The sequence below is a fragment of the Pseudomonas silensiensis genome (assembly GCF_050434865.1).
GTDB classification, from domain to species: domain Bacteria; phylum Pseudomonadota; class Gammaproteobacteria; order Pseudomonadales; family Pseudomonadaceae; genus Aquipseudomonas; species Aquipseudomonas fluorescens_W.
In genome coordinates this window covers 359,799-385,449 of the sequence record NZ_JBNDJH010000001.1, presented here as the reverse complement: position 1 = coordinate 385,449, position 25,651 = coordinate 359,799, and the positions used below count along the sequence as shown (strand labels likewise).

Genomic DNA, 25,651 nt, shown 5'->3' with positions numbered 1-25,651 from the left:
GTGGTGTTTTTTGTGAATCCTGGAGCGTTTCTCATGGCAAAGGCGGGACGCTGGCCTTTTGGTCCAACACCTTTGTGGTCCAGGGTGCAGATGAAACTGAGGTCGTCGAGCATTTCGAGGCACTCTACCGCACAGGGCTGGAGCGCCTTAAAGCTGTCGTCGACACCATGGGCTGACGCCCCGAAGCTGCCTGTGCCAAAGGGCAGCAATCGGCCCAATAGCTGACGCCCAAACCGTTGACCACTACAATGCCGTGACACTCGCACTGAAAATACCTTTCAGTGCTGGTGCTCCCGCAGAAGGAAGGGTTCAGGTGAGTCTTGATCTGTATCTAGAAGCTGATAATGCACTCACAGTCCCGGCACTTGGACTAGCCTTGGAAACTGCTGGCGCATTGGAAGTCAACATGGTGAACGGCGGTTTGGAAGCTGCCTTTATGTCGGGCCTAACATTGACTGCCGATGGCGCAACCACTGACTCTACGATTTACGCTGAGGATACGAAGGGCATCGACTTCCGCGTCGCCCTGCGTTGTAACATCAGAATCAAAGGCCCTGAACCGGAAGGGCAGTCGGCCATGGAAGACCTGGACAAAATAGCCGAAGCCATTGCTCAGACCAGTTCTTCACTCTTCCTGATAACCTTCCAGTTCGAAGAAATCTTGTACTGGCGGGACGTAACGGGGTTGCATCGCCCCTGACGCGATGAAATCTGAATCAATATGCCTGAACGTGTACAGTCCGCTTTGGGTCGACTTCAGCCAGTCGCACCGGGCAGAAAACGGCCAAAAGCGGACAATCGAGTTACTAAATTGAGATGGTAGACTCGCGCATAGCCTAGGGTCTGGGCAGAAAAGCAGTGTTAGGAAATACCTAGTTCTTTAACGCAACTTGTTTGGCTTCGATTTTGAGATCACTGAGACGCTTGAGCATAGCGATGATGTTTACTCGAGCGGATCCCTCATTGGCCAGTCGTAGACGCTTGATTCCTATAACGGAATCGCCGAAGCCAGCCGTAAAAGGCGTTCGGATAATTTCACGCAAAACAACCTTGTTGGTCAATGACTCTGTCAACGTGTATTCCACTTCGCTGGTCACCTCAAAATCCAGTCCGAATATAGGCTGGTCAACGCGCAGCAAATTGGCACGTAGAGCATAGGAGGCTGACTCGTCACCAAGTAAATCAGCATTAGCGAGCGATTGCTTGAGTGCAGCGCCGAAGTCAGGGCTGTCGATTTCCGAAGTCCATAGAGGGTTGGTTTTATCTCCGCCATTCACCTCGGAAAGCCGGACATTATTTCTTAGCTGAGAGTCATAGGTGCTTGCCTTTGCTTGATCGGCAGATACTGACATGCCGGAAATTTGAGCGGGCGAGGCACAGCCAGTGCAAAGAGCAATCAGGGCTGAAGCTAACAGTAAGCGGAGGTACGTCATTCGAAAATCCTTGTGATTGTATAGTCCAAAGAGGCCACAGATGATAGCACTTAGCCACTCGCGCGACTACTTAACGAGTGTCCAGATATGGCACTTCGAAACTCTCTGGATCTGTCCTTTCAGGCTTGGATCCCCTAAGCAATCATGGCCGGCAGTAAACGGCCAGACGCGGGCGATCGGCCTTTCCCCATACGGTTGTTGATGTGTTTACCGAACCGGAAAAAGACCGTTCAAGACGCAAGTAGCGTTTACAAATCCGATGTCACGCACCACCGTTTAAACCGCCGCCATCTATCCGTGAATGAAGCACCCCATCGGTTGCATCCAGCCTTTGGGGTGCAATTCATCAAGCCATCAAGAGCGCCCTACGGATCCTGTGACCGGTAGATTACCCAGCAAGTGGAGCCCGGTACTCTTCACGAAAGCGTCATAGTCCATCGGTCTCTCGATACGGGTTTCAGCATTGGGTAGTACGTAGGCCCAGGCACGTTTGGACGATGCGTCGTAAACCAGCTTGAACAGACGGGTCGGCACCCAGACCTTGTTGTCGCCGATGGTGCTGTGGCCTGAGTCAAAGAGCGGGCCTGTGAAGACAAACACATTGCCATCGGCTCGCTTGGCAAATTTTCTGACATCCGCCTCGACCTTGCTCCAGATCTTCCGGTTGTTGGTGGGGTCTTGCGGCACCATGTTCGACAGCGCAAAGGATTGGGCCATTGCATTGGGGTTCGGTGCATCGGCTGCCGGGGATTGATGGCCGCGGTCCACCGCCGGATGTTGGCTACGGTAGTCGCTCAACTCTGCCCGCCCACTCTTGGGGATGCGTGGGTCCGGGTAGAACTGGTTGGTGCGCTCCTCCCCTTTGGCATCCTGCAGCTGGGCGGCATTGAGGCGTTCGACCACTACCAACGGCGTCTTACTGGTTTGCGAGTACAGCACCGCGAAATTGTCAGAGCACAGGGCCAAGGGATTCATGTTTGCAGGCACAGTGGCCATGTTGATCGGTTTGGCTGCCGGGAACAGATCTGTGCAGCCGTCGAACGATGCCTGTTTCTGTTTGTTTGAGTAGAGCTCCAGCGCCGCGTTCTGGCTGATCGAGCCCGACTGGGACGCTTGTTCGTGATGCTGGGCGGGCGGCTTGAGGAGATCCAGCAGACTGCGGGCTTCTGCCCCGGTCGAGAGCAAAACAAGGGCCGACAGCCCAACTGCAATTTTGCGTAGGTGCATGCTTTTAATCTTCGAATTGAATTGAGAGTAAACGTACGGCGAGTCCCGATTCACGGAACCCGGTGGAGGCGGTTGCTGATTATCTTGCGGCGAGCATGCTTTCACTGTCCTTGATCAAAATGCCGATGCGGACCCGGTCGGCTCCGAGCAGTACGACCGCTGACGGCCGTGCGGGATTTATTGACCATGACAAGTCACATTAGTGCTGAGCAGCGTTTACATTCTGTTTGCCAATGCCTAAGCGGGTTCGTTAACCGGCGCGAAGCGTTGTGCGTACTCCTTTGGACTCACCCCCATGCGTCGCACGAAGGCTTTCCTGAGCACGTCGACGCTGTGGTAGCCGCATCGGCGCGCAACCTCTTCCATCGACCGCCTTCCCAGCTCTATTTGCCGACAGGCTGCTTCGACCCGGACGTCCTCGACGTACTTCGCAGGCGTGGTCTTGAATTCCCGCTGAAACATGCGAATCAAGGTCCTCACACTGGTGGCGAGCCTGTCTGCAAGTATCTCGACCGTCAGCTCCGAATGCAGATGCTCACTGATCCATACGCATAACTCATCCAGGTTCGAACCTGTCGCATGCTGCGACTGGAGTGCGACGCTGAACTGTGCCTGGCCGCCTGGACGTCGCAGAAACAGAACCAGATTTTTCGCGATCTCCAAAGCGATGTCGTCGCCCAGGTCTTCGCTGACCAAGGCGAGTGCAAGATCGATTCCCGCCGAGATGCCTGCCGAGGTGTACACGTTGCCGTCCTTGACCCAGATCGGGTTGGGATCGACCTGCACGTTGGGATAGCGATCGGCCAGGCTGCGTGCCATCCGCCAGTGGGTTGTTGCCTTTCGACCATCCAAAAGCCCTGTTTCGGCCAAGGCGAACGCGCCGACACAGATCGAGCACACACGCCTGACACTCTTGGCTCGCGTGCGGATCCACTCGATGGCCGTCTGATCCAGCTGATCCATGGCTTTCCAGCCCGACGTCACGATCAACGTGTCGATGGCCCTGTTTTCAAGTCGCTCCTGTTCAAGCGTCTTGTGCGCCATAAGTGCGATGCCGGTGCTGCTCTCCAGGTGTTCATTGGCGCCTGCGCAAACGAGCTCAAGTACGTAGGGCACTGAGTCACCACGGTGCAGGTTGTTTGCATAAGCAAACACTTCTGCCGGGCCGATTACATCAAGCGAATCCACGGGCGGCAAACCCAATATCACCACTCGTTTTTGCGCCACGCCGACAAAAGAATGTTTTGATTTCGTCGTCATTTTCACAGCGATCTCCCGCATTGACCTGGCACGCACATTGGCACAAATCATCTGAAAATAGTCAATTCTGCCAATTGCACCTATTTAAAATGAACCGCGAGCCCACTTCATCCCCCGGGAGCAAACATGAGTACACCTGTGATCATCGGCGGCTTCAGCGCTCCAGACTCTGAACTCGCTCGCAAGGCCTCTTTCCTCGTCGAACGCGTTCACTCGACCGTGCTCCTGCACCATGTGCATCGCACCTGGTGGTTTGCCGAATTCCTCGGCCAGCAGCGAGGCCTGAAATACGACCGCGAGGCCGTCTATCTCGCCGCACTGCTACACGACCTGGGCCTGACGTACGAATTTGCAGGCGACCAACGTTTTGAGGTCGACGGCGCCGACGCTGCCAGACGCTTCCTGCTGGAAAACGGCTACCCGGAATCAAAAGCCGAACTGGTTTGGGATGCGATCGCCCTTCACTCTAGCGCCGGCATCGCCGACCGCAAACAGCCAGAGATCGCCCTGATCTACATGGGCGCCCATGTCGATGTGATGGGATTACGGCTGGAGGAAATCACGCCATCGCTGGTCGAGGATACGCTGGCCCTCTACCCCCGCATTGGCATGAAAGCCGCGTTTACCCAAGCGGTCGCCGAAGTGGCGAGGAAGAAACCCCACACCGCGATTGGCACCGGGCTCGCGGATGTCGGACGTCGTCACGTGCACGGGTTCGAATGCCCGAATGTGTGCGACCTGATTGATCACGCTCCTTTCGATAGCTGACGGCGATGCGCTCCTGCACAGCCTTCTTGAATGGGTAACGCCCGATACGTGATATCGGCGCCAGCCATGTGTGTTCCTTTACTGTGGAGTATTCACCATGCAGCAACGTAAATACCTCGTCACCGGCGCTACGGGAAAAACCGGCGTCTACACCATTCGCCACCTTCTCAACGGCGGTCATGCGGTTCGGGCTTTTGTACACCAGGAGGACGAGCGCAGCGCAGCGCTCCAGAGCGAAGGCGCTGAAATATTTGTGGGCGACCTCCTTGAACATGACGACATCATTCGCGCGATGGAGGGCGTCACAGGCGCCTACCTGTGCTATCCCGTGCGTCCCGGCTACATTCAGGCGACCGCCTATTTTGCGGATGCCGCCCGGCGAGCCGGCGTCGAGGTCGTTGTGGAAATGTCGCAGATTTCTGCTCGGGAAGACTCGTTGAGTCACGCCGCGCGCGACCACTGGATTGCAGAGCGTGTACTCGACTGGTCGGGCGTACCCACCGTGCACATCCGCCCGACATTCTTTTCCGAGTGGCTGATCTTTCCGTGGGTGCTTGATCAGATCAAAAAGGACAACAAGATCACCCTGCCATACGGCACCGGCCGACATGCCCCCATCGCCGCTGAAGACCAGGCGCGGCTAATCGCCGCCGTTCTCACCCAGCCCTCTGGCCATATCGGGAAAACCTATCCGCTGTACGGCCCTGTCGAGCTGAGCCATCAAGAAATTGCCGACGAAATCAGCGGCATCACAGGCCGCACCATCACCTATAGCCCTTCGACCCTGGAAGAGTATCGCCAGCATCTGGAGACCTACGATCTGCCGGAGTTTGTGATCCAGCATTTCCTTGCAGTCGCGGTCGATTACCAGAACGGAATCTTTAGCGGTGAGGACGGGGTTATCGGCGAAATCACCGGACAAGCGCCTCAAACCGTGGCTGACTTCGTACGCGCAAACCGGCAAGCGTTCGAGGTGTAATCACTAAGGGCGTATGCACTTGGTCTTGAAGACATACGCATACGCCGCTTTTCACTTAGCATTCAATGATTGTCCATTCATTTCCAATGGAGTGCCTGATGAACCCCAACATAGAGCTGTATGGCGCTCAAACCGGCAACAGTCTGAGGGCTGCGATAGCCTTGGAAGAAGCCGGTATCCCCTACACGGCACGGAGACTGAATCTGCAAGCGAACGAGCAGCGCGACTTGGCGTACCTGGCGCTTAATCCGGCAGGAAAAGTCCCGACCCTGGTCGACCATACGTCGACACCGGCACGGGTCATCAACCAATCAAACGCAATCATTCAGTTCGCGGACGCCAAAGCTCCCGGCCGACTCGCACCCGCGCATCCTGGACCAGAGCGCGACCGGGTGTTTGATCGTTACTTCTTTTTCGTAACGGACGTCATCGGGCCCAGCCATGCGGCATTTTTCCTGCGCCAGGCGGGATTCATTGATGCGGCCACCGTCATCGATCTGCGCGTCATTGAACAACTTGCTTATGCAGAACGGTTTCTTACCGGAGACTTTATGGCCGGCGATCAGTTCTCCATGGCGGACATCTCTGCTTTCACCCTTGCGGCATCCATTCGTGACCGGCTGGATTGGGCAGTGCTTTCACGCCTGTCACGCTGGTTCGACGCGATCGAAGCCCGGCCCGCGGTCCAGCGAGGATTGAAAGCGTTTCAAAATCACTGAGCGCTATCACACACAAAAAACGCCACTCATTGAGTGGCGTTTTTTGTGAATCCTGGAGCGGTAAACGAGCCAAGGCCGGCTAAATCAGTGCGCGATGCACACCGACTTCAGCTCGGTGTAAGCCTCAATGACCGCGCGACCGAACTCACGGCCCATACCGGATTGTTTAACGCCACCAAACGGCATCGCAGGGTCTAGCAGTACGTGAGCGTTGACCCAAACGGTGCCCGCTTCGATACGCGGCACCATGTTCATGGCTTTGCTCAGGTCATTGGTCCACAGGCTGGCGGCCAGGCCGTAACGATTGTCGTTGGCCAAGGCAATCACCGCGTCTTCATCATCAAACGCCATCACGCCCAGCACCGGACCAAACACCTCCTCACGGGCCACCGCCATGCTGTGGTCGATGTCGGCCAGAATAGTCGGCTGCACATAGAAGCCCTCGCCTTCCTGCAACTCGCCCCCCGTGACCACGCGCGCACCTTCCCGGCGAGCCAGTTCGATGTGCTTGAGCACGCTTTGTTGCTGCTTGCGCGACACCAGCGGGTTGATCGCTGCGGCGCAGTTCATACCCGCACCGATCGGCATGGCCGATACCGCTGCCGCGAGACCTTCGACAAACTTGTCGTAGATCGAGCGATGCACATAGAAGCGCGAGGCCGCTGCGCAGACCTGGCCGTTGTTCAGCAGGCCACCGAGGATCGCGCCCTGAATGGCTTTTTCGATGTTGGCATCTTCGAGAACGATCATCGGGTTCTTGCCACCCAGTTCCAGGGCAAAACGCGTCATGTTTTCCATGCAGGCAACGCCGACACTTTTGCCCACCGCGGTGGAGCCGGTGAAGGACACTTTGCTCACCAGCGGGTGCGCCGTCAGCGCGCCGCCTACCGAGGCGCCGCCACCGGTCACGACGTTGAATACGCCCGCGGGAATGCCCGCCTCAATCGCCAATTCAGCCAGACGCATGGCGGTCAACGGGGTTTCCATCGCCGGTTTGATGATCACCGTGCAACCGGTGGCCAGCGCCGGCATCAGCTTCCAGGTGGCGATCAGCAGCGGAAAATTCCACGGCACAATCCCGACCACTACACCCACCGGTTCACGCTTGGTGAAGGCGGTGAACTTTGCACCCGGTGGCAGTGGAATCGACACATCAAAGGTCTGCCCTTCGATCTTGGTCGCCCAGCCGGACATGTAGCGCATGAACTCCACGGTGGCGTTCAGATCAAGCGCGCGCGCCATATTGATTGATTTGCCCTGGCTCAAGGTTTCCAACTGGGCCAACTCTTCAGCATGTTCCTCAACCAGGCGGGTGAAGTTCAGCAGAATGCGTTCGCGGTCCGCCGGGCGCAAACCGGACCACACGCCGGACTTGAAGGCGGCATGGGACGACTGCACCGCGCGCTCGACCATTTCCAGCGGCGCATCCAGTGTTTCGCAGAGGGTTTGCCCGGTAGCAGGGTTGACCACGGCAATGCGTTGCCCGTCAGCGAACACCCACTGACCGTCGATAAAACAACCATGACGGCGGTCGAGGAATGCAGCCACTTGCGCCAGAATTTCAACGTTTTTCATAATTCACCTTTCGTTCAGACGAGCTGTTCAGCCAGTAAACCGGCTGATTACTGTTGTTCTTTGAGGAAACACACGACCGCCTGACGATCGTCTGCAGAGGCCAGCCCCATGTAGGGCATATAGGTCCCCGGCACAAAGGCCTGGGGTTGAGCGATGAGTTGCGCGATGTTCTCGGCTTGCCAATTGATGTCTTTGCTGCGCATGGCCTGGGAGTAGTTGAAGCCTTCCAGCGAACCGGATTTACGCCCGACCACACCCGCCAGGTTAGGCCCCATCATCCCCGCCACTCCCTTGTTCACCGAATGACACACACCGCATTCATTGGCGAAGACCTGGGCGCCACGGTCCTGGTTTGAGTTGCACTCGGCAGCCAGCGCGGTGTGCGCCAGGGTGAAGGAGAGCAAGCCGATAAGAGGCAATCGCAGGGAGGTAAACATAGGAAACGACCTTGGAATCCGCGCGCTCGTCAGACGAGCGCCAACACTGAAAGTACCGATACAGCGCCGCATCGGTGGGGTTGGTACGGATTGTCGATGGTCGCAGGCACGCAGGTTTTGTCCTGCGTGCCAGTCGTGTTGGTGGGGCTGCCAAACGGGCCAATCTGGCAAGCACAGCCAACTCTTTGGCAACCACACAAAAGGGCGAAAAAGTTCCGGGCCGTAGTATCGAAAAAGACCGCAAACCTGCGCTCAAGAACAAGAACGGATGCCACACATGCTCAAGTCCCCCTTGCTTCGTCTCTCGACTCTCGCCCTGATGATCAGTGCCGGCCAGGCTGGCGCCTACGAACTCTATGCCGATGATGACAGTCACCTGAACGCTACCCTGGAAGCGGTATTCGGTATTTTCCACAGCCAGGAAAATTACGCGTTGTCCGGCCGCCTTGACCAAGGTTCGTCGTCGTGGCGCGAGGGCTACATCAAATATGGCCTGAGCTTCGACAAAGGCCTCGCCGGTGTGGGCACCGCGTATGGCGCGGCGAACCTGCTCAGTTCCGGCACCTGGGGCGACGGCGATGCCGCGGGCTTCAGCGACGGTTCGGAACGCACCACCAAGTTCGAAGACGCCTACCTCGGCTGGCGCTCGGGCAAGCTCTTTGACGTGCTCGGTGAGGACGGTGTGGACCTGTCCTTCGGCCGCCAGAACATTGTGGTCGGTGACGGTTTCCTGATTAATGGCGACGCGCTCAACTTGGGCAAAGGCCTGGCCGACGGCGAATTCAACCGTGGCGGCGCCTACTGGCTGGCCGCGCGCAAAGCGTTCGACGAGACCGCCGTGTTGCGTCTGGGCGGCAAGGAAGGCTGGCGCGGCGACCTGATGTGGTTGAAATCAGACAATCGCGCCCAGGCCAAGACCGAAATGTACGTCGGCACGCTTGAACACGTCGCTGAAGCCGGCACGGTCGGTTTGACCTACATCGACAGCACCGATGTCGACGAGCAATTCGCCTCCCCTGCGCAACTTGAACGCGACGGCATGAAGACCTACAGCTTGCGTGCGACAGGCAACGCCGGGGTGAAAAACCTGTTCCTCTCCGGCGAATACGCCAAGCAGGACAAACCCCACACCGCCACCGAAGATGCCTGGTACCTGGAAGCCGGCTGGACCTTTGCCGACGTCGCCTGGACGCCGTATGTCAGCTACCGCTACAGCCGGTTCTCGGAAGGCTATGACACCCTGTTCTACGGTTTCAGCCGCGGTTTCGGCACCTGGTTCCAGGGTGAAGTCGCCGGTAACTACGCAGGCCCGTTCAACACCAACTCGCGCATCCAGAACGTCACACTGAAAGTCTCGCCACTGGAAAACCTGACGGTGGGCGCGATGTATTTCAACTACGACACCATCGACCGCAGCCTGGGCAATACCGATGGCCACGAAGTCGATCTGTATGCCGAATGGCACGTCAACGAGCACCTGACCGTGATGCCGCTGATCGGTCTGTACCAACCGGACAAGAGCGCCGAACAGGGTGGCACCCAGCTAGGCAGCAACGACAAAAACCTCTACAGCCAAGTGGTGTTTGCCACCACGTTCTAAGCCAGACCGGGGCAGTGGCGCATCCACTGCCCCTATGGAAAAAGGCCTTTCCAATGCACAAAAAATTCCTGACGATCCAGAGCAAGATCACTCTGCTTGCCGGCCTTTGCCTGCTGTTGGTGGTGGGTTTGCTGATGGGCTTGTCGCTCTATCAAACGCATCAAAGCAGCCAGCAAGTGGCTCGCGCCAGCAGCGAGATGCTGGCCGATGCTGCCAAAGAACACATGCAAGCGTTAGGCAAAGTGCAGGCCATGCAGGTGCAACGAACCTTCATGCAGACGCACGAATTCGGCCAAGGGTTATCGCGCTATTTGCTCTACCTCAGGCAACTGCAACACCAGGGTAGTCTGACCCGCCAACAACTGCGGCAGGAGCTGAGTACACAGCTTCACCAGGCCCTGATCGACAAGCCCGACCTGCTCGGGCTTTATGTCATTTTCGAGCCCGACGCACTGGACGGCGCCGACGCCAGTTTCGTCGACCAGGCCGCCACGGGCAGCAACGAGACCGGCCGTTTTTCCCTCTATTGGGTACAAAGCAAACCCGGCGAACTGCAAGCGGTGATCGGCGACGAATCGCTACTCGCCAACACCTCTCCCGGTCCCAGCGGCGCGCCGTATAACGCTTTCTACACCTGCGCCCGCGATACCCGTCAGGTCTGCGTGCTGGAGCCCTATTTCGATGAGGCGTCCGGCAGCCGCAAACTGGTCACCAGCATCGCTTTCCCGCTGATGGACAATGACAAAGTCATCGCCGTGGTCGGCCTCGACATCAACCTCGCCGCCCTGCAACAAAACAGCGAAGCCAGCGCGCATCAACTGTTCGACGGCAACGGCCAGATCAGCATCGTCAGCCCGCACGGGGTGATTTCGGCCAACAGCCAGGACGTCAGTCGCCTCGGCCAACCGTTGGACAGTCCCGACGTCATGGACGCGTTGCGTCAAGGACGACCGACAGTGTTTGTCGATCAGCAGCAAATCAAGGTGCTCGAGCCGCTGGCACCGATTGCCGGCGCTGCGCCATGGGGGGTGCTGGTGGGTGTGCCGCAGGAGGTGCTACTGGCACCGGTCACCACGCTGCAAAAAGAACTCGATGCGCAAGGTGTGCAAAGCACCGCGCTGGAACTGCTGTTGGGTGGCGGCTCCGCCCTGCTCGGCTTGCTGTTGATCTGGTACACGGCGTTTCGTATCACCCGGCCGCTGCAAGTGTTGACCCGGGTCATGGAAGATATCTCCCTGGGCGAAGGCGACTTGACCCGGCGCCTTGAGGTGCAATCGCGGGATGAGATCGGCCAACTGGCGACCGCCTTCAACCGCTTTGTCGAGCGTATTCACCAGTCGATCCGCGAGGTGTCTTCGGCGGCGCTCGGGGTGAATGAAGTGGCCAAGCGCGTGCTGCTGGCCTCCAACTCGTCGATGAGCAACTTCGACGAACAATCGACCCGCACCCACAGCGTCGCCGCCGCCATCAACGAGCTGGGTGCCGCCGCACAGGAAATAGCGAGTAATGCGTCCAATGCCTCACAGCAGGCCTCTGCCGCACGGCAACAAGCCGAAGACGGGCGTCAGGTGGTGGAGCGCACGATTCAGGTGATGAACGAACTGTCCGGAAAAATCAGCGCGTCGTGCGTCAATATTGAAGTGTTGAACGACAAAACCGTGAACATCGGGCAGATCCTTGAAGTGATCAAGGGCATCTCTCAACAGACCAATCTGCTGGCCCTCAACGCGGCCATCGAAGCGGCGCGCGCGGGTGAAGCAGGTCGAGGTTTCGCGGTGGTCGCCGACGAAGTGCGCAGCCTGGCCGGGCGCACCCAAACGTCGGCGCTGGAGATCCAACAGATGATCGAAGCGCTGCAAGTGGGCGCGCGCGACTCGGTCACCACCATGACCGAGAGCCAGCAGCACAGCGAGGAAAGCGTCAACATCGCCAACCTTGCCGGTAAACGGTTGGGCAGCGTGACCCAGCGCATCGGTGAGATCGACAACGTTAACCAGTCCGTTGCGGCTGCGACTGAAGAACAGACCGCAGTGGTCGAGGCTTTGAACGTGGACATAACAGAAATCAACACACTGAATCAGCAAGGGGTGGAAAACCTGCATTCGACGTTGCAGGCCTGCACAGAGCTGGAGCGGCAGGCTGATCGGCTTAATCAGTTGGTGGGGAGTTTTCGTATCTGAAAAACGATGTTGCCTGACACACCGATATCGCGGTGTGTCAGCAATCACGCCAAATCTGGCACCCACACGCAACCAGATGGCATGCGCGCAAACAAGCCACGCCGCCCGCCGCGCGTAGTATCAAAACCGACCTCTTCTACCCCCAAAAACAATAAATCGACCTTCGGGTCGCAGGAGACTTCTGTGCTTAAGAAAAATGCGTTGGGCTGGCCAAAAATCGCCGGCCTCGGAATTGCGTTGGTGGTGGCCGGGCAGTTTTCCGGCTGGAATTTCGGGCTGATGGCGGGCGGCTGGCTGAACATGCTGATCGCCACATTGTTGATGGCCTTGCTCTGTGGCGGTCTGGCGTTATGCGTAGCAGAACTGTCGACCGCGCTGCCAAGTGCCGGCGGCGTGTTCGTCTATGCACAAAGCGCGTTCGGCCCCTTCGTGGGGTACCTGGTGGGTGTGGCGTGTGCGGTGGCACTGACCATCAGCACTGGCGCGGCGGCGACCTTCATTTGCGCTTATACCGAGTCGATTTTCGGTCTCGGCGGCTGGCCGGTAAAAATCGCTTTGTTCGCGGTCATTATCGGCATCCACCTGCGCGGCGTCGGTGAAGCCATGGGGTTGACCATGATCGCTGGCGTCATCGCGGTCGTCGCCCTGCTCACCTTTGGTGTGGCCATGGCGCCGCATGTCGAGCTGACCAACCTGCTGAAGATGCCTTCTGCCAACGCAGCGCCCGCGATCAGTTTCGGCGGCATCTTCGCCTGTGTTCCGTTCGCCATCTGGTTGTTCATTACCGTTGAGCAAATCGGCTCGGCTGCCGAAGAAGCGAATAATCCTGGTCGCAGCATGCCGCGCGGCATTCTTGCGGCCATCGGCACTTTGCTGGTGACGGCGCTGGTTGTTTTGGTCTGCGCACCTGGCGCGGGCGGCGTCGAGCTGGTGGGGTCGGCCGGTGATCCGCTGTACGCCGCGATGACCAGCACCAACGCCTACGGCGAAGCCTCGTGGTTGGCAAAGGTAATTGGCTGCGGCGCGGTGTTCGGGCTGATCGCTACGTTCTTCTCGTTGGTGTACGCCGCCTCCCGGCAGCTGTTCGCCATGGCCCGCGATGGCTTGTTCCCCCAGTGGCTGGGGAAAACCGGCAAGCGCGGCACTCCCTTCTCGGCGCTGCTGTTGATTAGTGTGATCGGCCTGCCGATGTCAGCGGTCGAACCGGCGACTGTGATGCTCGCGGTCGTGCTGCTGCTCAACGTTTGCTACCTGTTCATTTTCGGCGCCTATCTGCGCATTAAAAGCAGCCAACCGGATCTGCCGCGTCCGTTCCGTCTGGCGGCTGGCAAGGTGATTGCCTGGCTAGGCCTGGCGCTGACGCTGGTGGTGATCGCAGCTTGCTTCCAACTTGACCAACTGATGCTGATCGCCCTCGCGGTGACATTCGCCCTGTGTATTTTCAACTTCCTGCTGCGTGCCCGACTGCAAGGCCGCACCACCGTACTCGAGGTTCAAGAACATGCCTGAAGACACACTTTTGCAGCGCCGCCACCGCGTACTCGGCAGCGCCTCACCGTTGTTCTACGACAAGCCGTTGCACCTGGTGCGCGGTGAAGGTGTCTGGCTGTTTGACGTTGACGGTCGGCGCTACCTCGACGTCTATAACAACGTGCCCTGCGTCGGTCACTGCAACCCTCACGTGGTGGAGGCGATGCACCGCCAGGCCATGACGCTGAACATCCACACGCGCTACCTCGATGAACACGTCGTGCGCTACGCCGAGCGCCTGACGGCCACCTTCGCCGAGCCGCTCGACACCGCAATGTTCACCTGCACCGGCAGCGAAGCCAACGAACTGGCGCTACGCCTGGCACGTTTCGCCAGCGGTGGCACCGGCATCATCGTCAGCGATTACAACTACCACGGTAACTCCGCGTCCTTGGCCGAAGTCACCACCGCACTGCCGTCGCCGGAACCGTTCGCCACACATGCCCGCGCGGTCCCCATTCCTTGCCTGTACCGGGCACCCGCCGGGACCACCGAGGCGCAACTGACGGAGCACTATGCCGCGAACATTGCAGCGGCCATCGCCTCGCTGCAGGCTCAGGGCATTCGCCCGGCGGCATTGCTGATCGACACCCTGTTTGCCAACGAAGGCTTGCCACGGGTGCCGGCCGGTTTCGTTAACAAAGCCGCTGAACTGATCCGCGCGGCGGGCGGTTTATTCATTGCCGATGAAGTGCAATCCGGGTTTGCTCGCACCGGAGAACATCTGTGGGGGCATCAGGCCCACGCAGTGGTGCCGGACATCGTCACCCTCGGCAAGCCAATGGGGAACGGTTATCCGTTAGCCGGTTTGATCACCAGCAAGGCACTGGTCGAGTCGTTCGGGCGCAGCGCCATGTACTTCAACACGTTTGGCGGTTCGCCCGTGGCGGCAGCGGTCGGCATGGCCGTGCTCGATGTGATTGAAGATCAACAGCTGCTGCGCAATGCGCACACCGTGGGCGCTTATGTGCAGCAGCGTCTGCAAGTACTCGCCAGCAAGCATTCGATCATTGGCGATGTACGCGGCAAGGGCCTGTTCTTCGCCCTGGAACTGGTGCGTGACCACACCAGCAAAGAACCCGCCGGGCTGGAAGCGCGCAAGGTGGTCAACCATATGCGCGAACTTGGCGTGCTGATCAGCAAGATCGGCGCGGGCGACAACATTCTCAAACTGCGGCCGCCGCTGGTGTTCAACCGCGACCACGCCGACCTTTTCGTCGACACGCTAGACATCGCCCTGTGTGCTATCTGAGGCCTCGCCATGAATGATTTCCATACCCTGAGCCACGACCAGCAAGTCGCCAAACTGCATGACCTAGCGCGCCACGCCCTGCAACACTGGGAGGGCACCTTTGCCGAGGTTGAACTGGTGAAATTCCGCGAGAACGCGGTGTTCTCGGCACGCCGTGAGGACGGCCAACGGGTCGCCCTGCGCATCCATCGCAACGGCTATCACGGCGAGGCGGCGCTGCGTTCCGAGCTGCAATGGATGGAGGCGCTGGCCACGGCCGGCATCACCGTGCCGCAGATAATCCGGGCCCGGAACGAGCGCCATCTGATCGAAGTGCTCCATGCCGACATCGGCGAACCGCGCCATGTCGACATGCTCGCCTGGCTGCCCGGCGCGACGGCGGGCACCTCGTCAGCCGGTGTACAGGCGGATACCGAAATCGACTTTCTGTTTGCCGAAGCAGGCGCGATTGCCGCGCGCATTCATTTGCATACAGCCGAGTGGCAGCAGCCGGACGAGTTTGTCCGGCACGCCTGGGATGAAGAAGGTTTGATTGGTGCCAACCCGTTCTGGGGACGTTTCTGGGACCTGGAACAACTCAATGAAGAACAACGTGAACTGTTGCAACAGGCCCGTCGCCGCGCACGCTGCGACCTGCGCCAATATGGTCGGCATCTGGACAACTTCGGGATGATCCACGCCGACCTGGTGCCCGAGAATTTGCTGATCGAAGGTGCCAACCTGCGCCTGATCGACTTCGACGATGCCGGGTTCGGCTGGCACATGTTTGAGCTCGCCACCGCGCTGTACTTCAGCCTGGACGACCCGCGTTATGAGCAAATCAAAACGGCACTGTTTGCTGGTTATGACGCGATCAAACCACTGACTGCGGCTGATCGAGAGACGCTGGCGCTGTTTCTGCTGCTGCGTGGCACGACGTACCTGGGCTGGATTCATACCCGTAAAGGCACGCCGACGGCGATTGAGATGGCGCCGATGTTGATTGATCGGGCGTGTCGATTGGCGCGGGAGTATTTGCAACAGTAGCGGCAAACGCCAGAGCGTGTGTGGCGAGGGAGCAAGCTCCCTCGCCACAGTTACGCTAGACGCTTTTAATCAAGACGGTTTCAGCACACCGCACCGGCATGCTCAAGCCGATGAAACAACCGGTTGAAATACACCAGACTGTCACCTTCCCCGCGCACACCGACCTTCGACAGTTCGACAAACATCACCGAATGCGAACCGACTTCCTTGCACTCGCTGATCCGCCCTTCGAGCTGCACCAGCGCATCGCGCAGCACCGGCACGCCCGTCTCGCCACCGTCCCACAAATCCCAGGCAAAACGCTCTGCCATCGGCACCTGGGTCATGCCGGCAAAGTGTCGGGCCAACTCTTCCTGCTCGCCACACAGGACGTTGATGCACAGACGGCCATTGGTACGGAACACATCGTGTGTCGCACTGCCACGGTTGACGCAGACCAGCACGGTGGGTGGCGAATCAGTCACCGAACACACCGCGCTGGCGGTAATGCCGCAGCGCCCGCCAGGGCCATTGGTGGTGATGATGTTTACTGCAGCAGGCAACTGCGCCATGGCGTTGCGAAAGTCTATTTGATGCTGGCTCAGGTCGGCCATGTCGTTGCCCCTCCTTCAGAAGGACCGCCAGTGTGCGGTCCGTAGGTGATGGAACAAGACTAAGGTCCGACACGCTGCACGACTATCCTGACCATCCCCATGCCGAGGTTGGCTTTCCGCTAGTCGACTAGGTGGTTTCTTTATCGTCAAGGCCAGTCGCAGTGGGTATTCTGCTACTGAGCTCCTTGATGAGCCGATATCCGCCGCAGCGTGCACGCGTGCGAAAACAATAATTAGAAATTTTCGTGGCAGTCCCTGATGGAAATCCGCAAACCGATTGTTTATATCGTTGATGACGACAAAGACCTGCGCACCTCGCTGGCCTGGTTGCTGGAGTCGGTCAGCGTGCAAGCGCAGTGCTTTGCAGGCGCTGAAGAATTCCTCAGCCAATACGACCCCAAGCAGCCGGCGTGTCTGGTGCTGGACGTGCGCATGCCGGAGACCAGCGGTTTTCAGCTGCAGGAAATACTCAACCAGCGCGGCAGCACCTTGCCGACCATCTTCGTGTCCGCCCATGGCGACATTCCGATGTCCGTGACAGCGATGAAGAACGGCGCACTGGACTTCGTTGAGAAGCCCTACAACCCGCAGCAAATGATCGACCGAATCCAGGCGGCGCTGAAAGTTGCCGTGCATGCCCAGGCCGATCAGGAGCAACGCCAGCATCTGCAAAGCAAGCTTAAGTTGCTCACCAGCCGCGAACGCGAAGTGTTGATGCTGGTGATCGACGGCAAAGCCAGCAAGGTCATTGCCCGCGAGTTGAACATCAGCGTCAAAACCGTGGACGTGCACCGGACCAAGATCAAGGAAAAGATGGGCGTGACCAGCATTGCGATGCTGGTGCGCGAAGTGCTGCACCTGCCGGTCGATGAGACGGCGCGGCACTGATAACCACATCACCCCGTAGCAGCTGTCGAGCCTGCGAGGCTGCGTTCGGCTGCGAAGCAGTCGTAAAATCAGGCGATGGGGGTTTTCTGGAAGACCGCGTACTCAGCGTTTACGACTGCTGCGCAGCCGAACGCAGCCTCGCAGGCTCGGCAGCTGCTACGGAGTTCGCGGTGTTGCCTCAGTTCTGGCTGTAACGCTTGCGATACGCGCCCGGCGACACGCCAAAACGCGATTTGAATGCCGACGAGAAGTAACTGGAGTCGGAGAATCCCCAGGCGTAGCACAGCGCCGAGAGCTTCTGCTCGACGTGCGCGCGGCGCAGGTTTTCCGCACAGAAATCCAGGCGTCGGTGCTTGATGTATTGCGCCACCACCAGGCCGCGCTTGGAGAACATCCGGTACAGGCCACGCACCGAAATCCCTACCTCACGGGCAATCAGCTCGGGGCACAGTTCTTCGACACTGAGGTGTTCGTCGATGTAGGCGATGATCTTGCGGAACTGCCGCTCATGGGCATCGCCGCCGCTGTCACGGGCGCTGATCCCCGGCAAGAGCAGGCTCACCAGGGCGTCGAGCACGGCTTCGCTTTCCTGCATGTCCAGGCCTTCCTGCTGTCGGGTGTCCAGCACCAGCTTATTGGCCATCGCGGCCAAAGGCGTGTTAGCCGCAATGCGCGTGGCGCAGTTGACGGCATTGAAATGCGAGCCACGCTCCACCACCTGACGCGGCAGGATCAGTGACAACTGTCGGGAATCATCGTTGTAGGTCATGTCGCTCGGGCGGCAGGCATCGATCAGGGCGATGTCGCCGGTGCCCAGCTGAGCGCGGTTGTCGCCCTGCTCCAGCTGCGAGCTGCCGCGCATCTGGAATACCGCGTAGTAGTGGCCGTCGCTGCTGATGCTGACGTCTTTGCTGGTGCGATACAGATGAACGTGCGCCATGTCGACGACACTGAGGTTGATGGCGCCGCTGCGAAACTCCGCCAGCTCACCGTAAAAATCCGAATCCAGCGCTCGGGCATCGAAACGCCCACAGGCCTGGTTGACCTGGCTCAGCCAGTTTTCGAACGCCTCATTGCGAACCGCCGAAGAAGTCATCATCACTGCAAAGCCTCACGCGTATTTTATTGTTATTTTTCGACCGCTTCGTCGAGCGGTTCGGCAAATGTTTCGTACTGGGTCGTCACCTCCTTCGACGGCCGCCGGCCCCCATTCAACAGGCTCCGGCGTTAGCTTGCCAGCGTTCCCTCTGGTTAAATGTCCAATACCAGACGAGCGGAAAGTGCTCGCGAAACGCAGGCGCAAATCTGCTTGTTGGCTGCCTTCTCTTTGTTCGACAAACAGTTGTCGCGGTGCTCTGGTACACCTTCCAGGACCTCCACTATGCAGGTACCGCAGATACCTTCGCGGCATTCGGTGTCGATATCACAGCCGTGGGCCTGCAGCACATCGATCAGGCTGGTATTGGCCGGGACCTGAAGGACCACGCCGGAGCTGGCCAGCTCCACTTCGAATCCTCCACTCGGGCCGGCATTGGCGGCAGGGTCGGCGGCGAAGTGTTCGAGGTGAATCGCGTCGTCGGATCGGCTGCGCGCAGCCACTTCCACCACTTTGTTCATGAACGGTGCCGGGCCGCAGGTGTACACATGCGCTGCAAGTCCCGCCTGGTTCAGGCATTCACTCAACGCCGCCTCCAGATCACCCGGTTCGACGCCGTAGTGGAATTGCACGTGACCGGCAAAGGTGCTCGCCAGTAGCTCGGCAAACGCGGCGTACTCTGGTGAGCGAGCGAAATAATGCAGGCGCCAGGACTGGCCGCTTTCCGCCAGCCGATAGGCCATGCTCAGCAGCGGCGTCACACCGATGCCGGCAGCGAACAGCACATGCTCGGTCGCCGTCGGGTCGAGGCGAAACAGGTTGCGCGGTGCACCCATTTCCAGCTCCATGCCCTCTTGCACCTGCTCATGCAGCGCCAATGAGCCACCACGCGACTGCGCCTCCTTCTTCACCGCCACCAGATACGCACGGCGATCGTGCGGCGGGCTGCACAGAGAATACTGGCGGGTAACCCCGGTCGGCCCGGTGAGGTCAACATGAGCTCCCGGTTCATAGGTGTCGAGCGGCTGGCCATCACTGCGCACGAGGCGAAAGGAGCGGATATCCAGCGCTTCGTCGACGATCCTTTGGATTTTCACCTTCATCATTGCATCACCTGAAATACGTTTTTGGTTAATGAGCAACCCTGGAGCCGCCGCGTTCGCCTGTAGCAGCTGTCGAGCTTGCGAGGCTGCGTTCGGCTGCGCAGCAGTCGTAAAACCTGAGTGCGCGGTCTTACTGATCCACCGCACCGCCTGACTTCACGACTGCTGCGCAGCCGAACGCAGCCTCGCAGGCTCGACAGCTGCTACTTGTTCGCGTCGTGACAAATGTCAGCGCATGAACAAGCCGCCGTTGATGTCCCAGCACGCACCGGTTACGGAGCTGGCGTGGTCGGCGATCAACAGCAAGACGCTGTCGGCGATGTACTCGGGCGCCCCGAGGGTGCCTGCCGGGATCATTTTCAGAATCTGCTCCAGGCGCTCCGGAGCCACGGTTTCGCGCACCACCGGCAAGTCCAGCGGCCCTGGCGAAATGCTGTTGACGGTCACACCTTGCGGGGCCAGTTCGCGGGCGAAGACTTTGGTCAGCGTCGCGACGCCACCCTTGGCCGCGGCGTAGTGCGCACCAGTGGCGGTGCCGCCGTTTTGCCCGGCCAGGGAAGCGATGTTGACGATGCGGCCAAAACCGCGCTCGGCGAAATGCGCGCCGAACACCTGGCACGCGACAAACGTGCCGCGCAGGTTGATCGCCATCGACTCGTCGAACTCCTCCGGGGTGATGTCCATCAGCGCCGCGACTTTCGACACGCCGGCGTTGTTCACCAGAATGTCGGTGCCGCCCCAACGCTCGGCGAGCAAGTCGCGAGCCCGGACAAAATCCGCCTTGTTGCGCACATCCAGCTCAATGGCGATGGCACTCGCGCCGCTGCCATCCAACTCCGAAGCCAGATGCTGTACGCCGTCGAGGCGCACATCGGCCAGGGCAACGCGATACCCCGCCGCGTGCAAGCGACGGGCGATGCATTCGCCAAGTCCGCGCGAGGCGCCGGTCACCAGGGCTACTCGGTTCATGGTGGTGGCCCTCATAGCAGGAAGCCGAGCGCGCTCAGGCTGTCGGTCGAATTGATCAGGCGCACGACCTTGCGTTCCAACGTCGCCACTCCGTCAGTGAAGCGAATGCGGTGGTTCAGATCGGCCACGAACGGCGTGTGCACGCCGCGTTTGTAGGCATACAGCAGCTGCGCGGAATTGACTTCAACGAGGTCGCCCGCCGCTTCCACCAAGCGAAACCGCGAAATACTGCGCACGGTTTTTGCCGCGTCCACTGCCGACGGCGAGTAGCCGGCGGTCAGGCGTTCGATGCGCAAGTCACGCATGCGCGCATCGTCGTAGGCGTAGTTGAGGGTGGCTTCAAAGTCTTCGGTGCCCGGGTCGATCGGCACGATGTACTTACCGCTGTCGCTCCACAGGGTCGCCCATTCGGCGTAATTCTTGTGGTCGAGCAGTTCGGCTTCGCGCCAGATGAATTCGATGGCCTGGGCCAACGGACCGGAAAAACCATTCAGGGTGTCGTGATTGCTCATTGGCTCATCATCCTTTTCCACATGTCGTAGGCACCGCGCATGCCGCCCTCGTCGGTGGCGTGGGAAACCTTGTCGCCGTTGTCGGCAATGATTTCGCGATTGAGGCCACGGTTGACCAGGATCGGCGCGTCGACACCGGCGTACGAACCGCGCTGCACACGGTCCCAGGCCTCGGCATCGTCCGGGCTGCCGAAACCGAACGGGCCCTGGAAGTGTTCGTGAATGCGCATCCGTTCGCGGTTGGCGATCTCCGGGCCGCCGTCCATGCCGAGTGCGACGTGGCGGATTTCGGTTTCAGTGACCGAGACCGGGCGCAGCACGCGGAAGAACGACATCGACATCGCGACGTTGGGGAACAGGTTGAGGTTGAAACCGGCGCCGTGCAGCGAGCGGACGATGCGACGGACTTGCGCAGGCTCCATGGTTTTCGACAGTTCTTCAGTGACGTGAGCGAAGCGCTCCTGCAACTGTTCGGTGCCGTCGTCGTGATCCAGGTCGACGTGCTCGGGCACCATCACCATCACGCTGTGACCGTTGCCCAGCGAATGGGTGACGGCCTGTTCGTCGGTCATGAACGAGAGCATTTCCGAAGTTTCTTCATCCACCGACGACATGAACGACTTGTGCACGATCGGGAAGTGGTAACCGTCGGTGGTGTTTTCCAGCTGGATCTTCCAGTTGCCCTTGAAGCTGAACTTGTGTTCGCCCTGGGTCTTGATCGGGTAACCGGCGCCCTGCTTCATGAACAGGTCCATCCAGTGTTTCGCGCCACCGAGGAAGTCTTCCAGCGGTTCGATCTCGTCGTTGTAGCTGGCGAACACCATGCCGGCGTAGCTTTCGACGCGCAGGCTGGTGAGCGGCAGTTCGGACTTTTCCAGAATGCCTTCGTAGCCGTCCGGATAAGGCAGCGCACGCAGCTTGCCATCCAGCCCATACGACCAACTGTGGTACGGGCAAGTGAAACCGGTGGCGTTGCCTTTGTGCTTTTCACACACAGTGGCGCCGCGGTGCCGGCAACGGTTTTCCAGGACGTTGATGTTGTTCTTCTTGTCGCGAACAACGATCACCGGGCGACGGCCGATGGTGGCGGTCTTGAAGTCGCCGCTGTTGCGCACTTCACTTTCGTGGGCGACCCACACCCAGGTGCGGTAGAAAATCTTTTCCAGCTCCGCTTCGAACAGCGCCGGATCGTTGTACAGCGAGACGTCAACGCGGTCGTGTTTGACCAGTTCGTCAGGGCTTTTCGACGTTGCGATCAGCCGGTATTCATGAGTGCTCATGCGGTCCTCCTCATGGCTTTTCAAGATTTATTTTTAGAGGCGGGCCGTTCACCGGCCATGCTCTGTTGCAACTGCGCACCGAAGGCGCAGACGAGTTCGTCCTGGCCTTTACGGCCAACGATTTGCAGGCCGACTTTCAGCCCGCCGCAATCCAGTTCCACCGGTATCGTCAGTGCGGGATGGCCGCTGAGGTTGAAAGGTCTTACCAGCGGCGTCATGCCGGCCACGGCTTTGCTCGCACTGCGGGCTTCGCTTAGCGTGGGTGGCAGGCTCGGCAGCGTCGGCAGAAGCAGTACCGCGAATTCTTCCAGGGCGGCATCCACCTGCTGGCTGAAGCGCACGCGCACCTTTTCGGCTTCCGCCAGGTCAGCGGCGTTGGTGCGGCTGGCGGCCAACAGGCGCTGCTCCACATCCGCGCCGATCAGGCCTTTACCGGTAAGGTGGCCAAACGCGGCCCAGTTTTCGAAATTGATGACGGTCAGGCCGGCGGCGAATGCAGCGTCGAATTCGCTCAGTTGCACGTTACTGCGACGCCAACCCGCACGGTCAGTGGCGGCGCCGAGGCACGCGTGCAGATGTGGGTCGCAGGCGACGTCGAGGAAGCCCACTGACACATTGCTCGAAGGCAGGTTTTGAACCCGGAAGCCGGGACAGATCACTTGCATCGCGGCAATCAGGTCGTCCATGTTCGCCGCGAACGGTCCCACGCAATCGAGGCTGGACACTGCCGGATGCGCGCCCACGCGGCTGACTCGCCCGTAAGTCGGTTTCAGCCCGGCGATGCCGCAACACGCCGCAGGCACACGCACTGAACCGCCGGTGTCGGTGCCGATGGCAATCTCCGCCAGACCTGCCGCGACGGCGGCTGCCGAACCGCTGGAAGAGCCGCCCGGCACCCGATCCGGTGCTTGCGGATTGATCGGCGTGCCGGTCCAGTCGTTAATGCCGGTCACACCGAAGGCCAGCTCATGCAGGTTGGTTTTGCCAACGATCTGCCAACCGGCGTCGAGGATCGCGTCCACCACTTCGGCGTTGCGTGTTGCGGGCGCGGCATCGGCAAATGCGCGGCTGCCCGAACGTGTCGGATGCCCGGCAATGTCGATCGAGTCTTTGATCGCGACCCGTTTGCCACTGCCGCCCAGTAAGAACTCGCTGATAAAAGTACTCATGCACCCAGCTCCGTGTTGAACAAGCGTTGCGTACGAAAATGCGCGATCAACCAAACACCGTCGACACAGCGGAAATCGATGTTCAGCCGCGTGCCGAACAATTCGCTGCGCCCATCGGCGTAGGTGCAAATCTGCTGCATGATCCATTGCCCTTGCGCCGTGCTGCCGTCGACCACGATCGACTCGCTGGTGAGGTAATGCAGGTTCAGGCGAAAGTGCTCGGACGGTGGCAAGTAACCGGCCACAAACGCCGCCACGGCGTCACGCCCGCGGTGCTGGCCAAAGGTCTGCGCGGTCTGGCTACCAACGCCTTCCCAGATGGCATCGGCACTGAACAGCTGCGCCAACTGGCTGACATGGGTGGCCGCCCTTGGCACATCGCACAGGTCCATGTAGCGCGCCATCAAACGGCGCACCTGACTCTCCCCTTCGAGCGTCTCGAGACGCTGCAGCAAGGCCTCGTTCATGGCTTAAACCTTGGCGGCGTCAGGGATGGTCAGCGGACGGCCGATGCGCGCTTCGACCTTGGCGTAGCGCCACAGGCTGTATTCGTTCACCGGCGTGGTGCGGAACAGGTTGCAGGCGTCGATCACCGACTGATGGCAATCGACGTCGGCCATGATGTAGACGGTCCATGGCGAGGTCGTGGATGGGCCGACCATCAAGCGGTCATCGTCCATCGCGCCAAGCACGGTGATGCCCGGCATGGCGCCGAGTGAGCCCATCATCTGGCTGAAGCCTTTCCACACGCTCAGGCCTTCGCCGGTCGGCAGGTCGAAAAAGTTCTGGGTGATGCCGATGCAAAAGACGACGCGCAGGGGTTCTTGGGTGGCTTGCGACATGGGATTGATCCTCGAAGAAGTGATGACGATTCAGATGTAGCCAGGAAATGGCGGCACGCCGAGGAACACCGAACCGGCGCCGTCGTACAGGCCTTCGCTGAGAAATGCGTGCTGGGTGACCACCATCGAGTCGCGCAGGTAACGCTGCAGCGGATGGCGCAAGTAAATCGCGGTGGTCCCGGCCAGTCTGTAAGCGCTCTGCACCACGGCCGCACCGGCCTGGGAAACGTGAATGGCGGACAGGCGCAACAGGCTGGTTTGTTCGGCGGTGACCGGGTTGCCGGCGAGGATCGAGTTCCACACCTGCTCGGTAGCGCCGTAGAAGAAGCCGCGTGCGGCGGCGAGTTGCGCTTCGGCCTTGGCAATCTCGATGCGCACATAGGCGCGGTCGGCCATCTTCGGCGCGCCGGTGATGCCACTGCCGGCGGCCATGCGGCTGACTTCGTCGAGCGCTGCACGGGCCAGGCCGAGGTTGACCACCGCCAGCACTTGCGCGGCGTAGGCAATCGACGGGTAGCGGAACAACGGTTCATCGACGGTTGAGGCACCACCACGAATGAAGGTCCAGCGCTCATCGACGCGTTTGTCGTTGACGCGCAGGTCATGGCTGCCGGTGCCTTTGAGACCGACCACATCCCAGTTTTCGATGATCTCGACCTGGCTTGCCGGGAATACCGCTGTACGCGGCTTGCCGCCGGCAGCGCCGATACCGACACCTAGCAAATCAGCGCCTTTGCAGCCGCTGGCAAATTTCCAGGTGCCGTTAACCTGCCATCCACCCTCTACTGCCTCGGCGGGCTGCAACGGGAACAAGCCAGCGGCGAACACCAGATCAGGGCTTTGCGCGTAAATCTCGGCCAGGGTTTCTTTCGGCAAAGCCGCAAGATAGACGCCGGCGCTACCGAAACTGGCCACCCAGCCTGCGGAGCCGTCGGCTTCGGAGATGCGTTCAATCATGTGTAGAAATTGTGCCGGTGCCAGGGCGTCACCGCCGTAGCATTTCGGCGTCGCGGCACGGTAGATGCCCACCTGTTTGAAGCGCTCGATCATGTCCCGTGGCACGTGGGAGCCGGTGTCGAATTCGTTCCGACGCTGGCGCACCTCATCGAGCACCTGCTGAAATTCCCGACTCTCGACGATATTATCGACAACGCTTGGCAGAGCGTCTTTTTCCGCGACAGCTGAACGCAGCATGGGCTTCTCTCCGTTTACT

General features: G+C 59.7%; 25 protein-coding genes and 1 pseudogene. 11 read left to right on the top strand and 15 right to left on the bottom strand.

The genetic code is table 11. The features are described 5' to 3' along the window. The first annotated feature begins 313 nt into the window (after positions 1-313). Positions 314-700, top strand: coding sequence for a hypothetical protein (locus QF010_RS01665; protein ID WP_429509649.1), 387 nt, complete (start codon positions 314-316; stop codon positions 698-700). Positions 701-872: 172 nt separating this feature from the next. Here QF010_RS01665 and QF010_RS01660 read toward each other — a convergent pair whose 3' ends face one another. The 3 genes from QF010_RS01660 to QF010_RS01650 all read right to left on the bottom strand — a co-directional run bounded on the left by QF010_RS01660 (position 873) and on the right by QF010_RS01650 (position 3,920). Continuing rightward, positions 873-1,433: a hypothetical protein gene (locus QF010_RS01660; RefSeq protein ID WP_429509648.1), complete on the bottom strand. Its 561-nt coding sequence runs from the start codon at positions 1,431-1,433 to the stop codon at positions 873-875. 354 nt (positions 1,434-1,787) lie between these two features. Beyond that, the gene (locus QF010_RS01655; protein WP_033062089.1) at positions 1,788-2,660 is read right to left on the bottom strand and encodes a DNA/RNA non-specific endonuclease; all 873 of its coding nucleotides are present in this window, start codon (positions 2,658-2,660) and stop codon (positions 1,788-1,790) included. Positions 2,661-2,897: 237 nt separating this feature from the next. After that, positions 2,898-3,920, bottom strand: a complete 1,023-nt coding sequence (locus tag QF010_RS01650) for a GlxA family transcriptional regulator (protein WP_050482900.1) — start codon at positions 3,918-3,920, stop codon at positions 2,898-2,900. Positions 3,921-4,046: 126 nt separating this feature from the next. Here QF010_RS01650 and QF010_RS01645 point away from each other — a divergent pair, with 126 nt between their 5' ends. The 3 genes from QF010_RS01645 (at position 4,047) to QF010_RS01635 (ending at position 6,386) form a co-directional block, all read left to right on the top strand. Beyond that, on the top strand, positions 4,047-4,688 hold the full coding sequence (locus QF010_RS01645) for an HD domain-containing protein (RefSeq protein ID WP_429532424.1): 642 nt from the start codon (positions 4,047-4,049) through the stop codon (positions 4,686-4,688). A 97-nt stretch (positions 4,689-4,785) separates the two neighbouring features. Then, positions 4,786-5,667, top strand: a complete 882-nt coding sequence (locus QF010_RS01640) for an NmrA family NAD(P)-binding protein (RefSeq protein WP_429532423.1) — start codon at positions 4,786-4,788, stop codon at positions 5,665-5,667. A 98-nt stretch (positions 5,668-5,765) separates the two neighbouring features. Beyond that, a complete protein-coding gene (locus tag QF010_RS01635; RefSeq protein ID WP_033062086.1) occupies positions 5,766-6,386 on the top strand; it encodes a glutathione S-transferase family protein in 621 nt (206 codons plus the stop codon). Between the two features lie 84 nt (positions 6,387-6,470). On the opposite strand, the gene QF010_RS01630 is transcribed toward QF010_RS01635, so the two are convergent. Together QF010_RS01630 and QF010_RS01625 are read right to left on the bottom strand one after the other, a co-directional pair. Further along, positions 6,471-7,961: an aldehyde dehydrogenase family protein gene (locus QF010_RS01630; protein ID WP_429532422.1), complete on the bottom strand. Its 1,491-nt coding sequence runs from the start codon at positions 7,959-7,961 to the stop codon at positions 6,471-6,473. A 47-nt stretch (positions 7,962-8,008) separates the two neighbouring features. Next, positions 8,009-8,398, bottom strand: a complete 390-nt coding sequence (locus QF010_RS01625) for a c-type cytochrome (RefSeq protein ID WP_429532421.1) — start codon at positions 8,396-8,398, stop codon at positions 8,009-8,011. Positions 8,399-8,675: 277 nt separating this feature from the next. Here QF010_RS01625 and QF010_RS01620 point away from each other — a divergent pair, with 277 nt between their 5' ends. From QF010_RS01620 to QF010_RS01595, 6 genes and pseudogenes are all read left to right on the top strand, one after another. Continuing rightward, positions 8,676-9,998, top strand: coding sequence for an alginate export family protein (locus tag QF010_RS01620; RefSeq protein ID WP_429532420.1), 1,323 nt, complete (start codon positions 8,676-8,678; stop codon positions 9,996-9,998). A 53-nt stretch (positions 9,999-10,051) separates the two neighbouring features. Then, positions 10,052-11,323: pseudogene (locus QF010_RS01615) on the top strand (methyl-accepting chemotaxis protein); the annotation flags it as partial. 90 nt (positions 11,324-11,413) lie between these two features. Then, entirely contained in the window at positions 11,414-12,178 is a 765-nt protein-coding gene (locus QF010_RS01610) for a methyl-accepting chemotaxis protein (RefSeq protein WP_429532464.1), read from the top strand. A gap of 183 nt (positions 12,179-12,361) precedes the next feature. Then, positions 12,362-13,687: an amino acid permease gene (locus tag QF010_RS01605; RefSeq protein ID WP_033062080.1), complete on the top strand. Its 1,326-nt coding sequence runs from the start codon at positions 12,362-12,364 to the stop codon at positions 13,685-13,687. Then, complete coding sequence (locus QF010_RS01600) at positions 13,680-14,960, top strand: aspartate aminotransferase family protein (protein ID WP_033062079.1); 1,281 nt, start codon at positions 13,680-13,682, stop codon at positions 14,958-14,960. The genes QF010_RS01605 and QF010_RS01600 overlap by 8 nt, the downstream gene beginning before the upstream one ends. Before the next feature lie 9 nt (positions 14,961-14,969). Further along, positions 14,970-15,986, top strand: a complete 1,017-nt coding sequence (locus QF010_RS01595) for a phosphotransferase enzyme family protein (protein ID WP_429532419.1) — start codon at positions 14,970-14,972, stop codon at positions 15,984-15,986. Positions 15,987-16,066: 80 nt separating this feature from the next. On the opposite strand, the gene hpaC is transcribed toward QF010_RS01595, so the two are convergent. Further along, positions 16,067-16,579, bottom strand: a complete 513-nt coding sequence (hpaC, locus tag QF010_RS01590; RefSeq protein WP_033062077.1) for a 4-hydroxyphenylacetate 3-monooxygenase, reductase component — start codon at positions 16,577-16,579, stop codon at positions 16,067-16,069. A gap of 258 nt (positions 16,580-16,837) precedes the next feature. Here hpaC and QF010_RS01585 point away from each other — a divergent pair, with 258 nt between their 5' ends. Next, positions 16,838-17,467 (top strand): response regulator transcription factor, encoded by a 630-nt coding sequence (locus tag QF010_RS01585; protein WP_033062075.1) that lies wholly within the window; start codon positions 16,838-16,840, stop codon positions 17,465-17,467. 178 nt (positions 17,468-17,645) lie between these two features. Here the strand turns inward: QF010_RS01585 and feaR are convergent, their stop codons facing one another. The 9 genes from feaR to QF010_RS01540 form a co-directional block, all read right to left on the bottom strand. Continuing rightward, on the bottom strand, positions 17,646-18,566 hold the full coding sequence (gene feaR / locus QF010_RS01580) for a transcriptional regulator FeaR (protein ID WP_429532418.1): 921 nt from the start codon (positions 18,564-18,566) through the stop codon (positions 17,646-17,648). 152 nt (positions 18,567-18,718) lie between these two features. Then, positions 18,719-19,669 (bottom strand): PDR/VanB family oxidoreductase, encoded by a 951-nt coding sequence (locus QF010_RS01575; RefSeq protein ID WP_033062073.1) that lies wholly within the window; start codon positions 19,667-19,669, stop codon positions 18,719-18,721. Positions 19,670-19,894: 225 nt separating this feature from the next. After that, complete coding sequence (locus QF010_RS01570; protein WP_429532417.1) at positions 19,895-20,635, bottom strand: SDR family NAD(P)-dependent oxidoreductase; 741 nt, start codon at positions 20,633-20,635, stop codon at positions 19,895-19,897. Between the two features lie 11 nt (positions 20,636-20,646). Beyond that, positions 20,647-21,147 (bottom strand): aromatic-ring-hydroxylating dioxygenase subunit beta, encoded by a 501-nt coding sequence (locus QF010_RS01565; RefSeq protein WP_429532416.1) that lies wholly within the window; start codon positions 21,145-21,147, stop codon positions 20,647-20,649. Then, positions 21,144-22,427: an aromatic ring-hydroxylating oxygenase subunit alpha gene (locus QF010_RS01560; protein ID WP_429532415.1), complete on the bottom strand. Its 1,284-nt coding sequence runs from the start codon at positions 22,425-22,427 to the stop codon at positions 21,144-21,146. The genes QF010_RS01565 and QF010_RS01560 overlap by 4 nt, the downstream gene beginning before the upstream one ends. Before the next feature lie 20 nt (positions 22,428-22,447). Then, positions 22,448-23,596 carry an amidase gene (locus QF010_RS01555; RefSeq protein WP_429532414.1) on the bottom strand — a complete coding sequence of 383 codons (1,149 nt, stop codon included), beginning with the start codon at positions 23,594-23,596 and terminating at the stop codon, positions 22,448-22,450. Beyond that, the gene (locus QF010_RS01550; protein WP_429532413.1) at positions 23,593-24,063 is read right to left on the bottom strand and encodes a nuclear transport factor 2 family protein; all 471 of its coding nucleotides are present in this window, start codon (positions 24,061-24,063) and stop codon (positions 23,593-23,595) included. The genes QF010_RS01555 and QF010_RS01550 overlap by 4 nt, the downstream gene beginning before the upstream one ends. Before the next feature lie 3 nt (positions 24,064-24,066). Then, positions 24,067-24,438 carry a hypothetical protein gene (locus QF010_RS01545; RefSeq protein ID WP_033062066.1) on the bottom strand — a complete coding sequence of 124 codons (372 nt, stop codon included), beginning with the start codon at positions 24,436-24,438 and terminating at the stop codon, positions 24,067-24,069. 30 nt (positions 24,439-24,468) lie between these two features. Continuing rightward, positions 24,469-25,632: an acyl-CoA dehydrogenase family protein gene (locus QF010_RS01540; RefSeq protein WP_429532412.1), complete on the bottom strand. Its 1,164-nt coding sequence runs from the start codon at positions 25,630-25,632 to the stop codon at positions 24,469-24,471. Positions 25,633-25,651 lie beyond the last annotated feature (19 nt).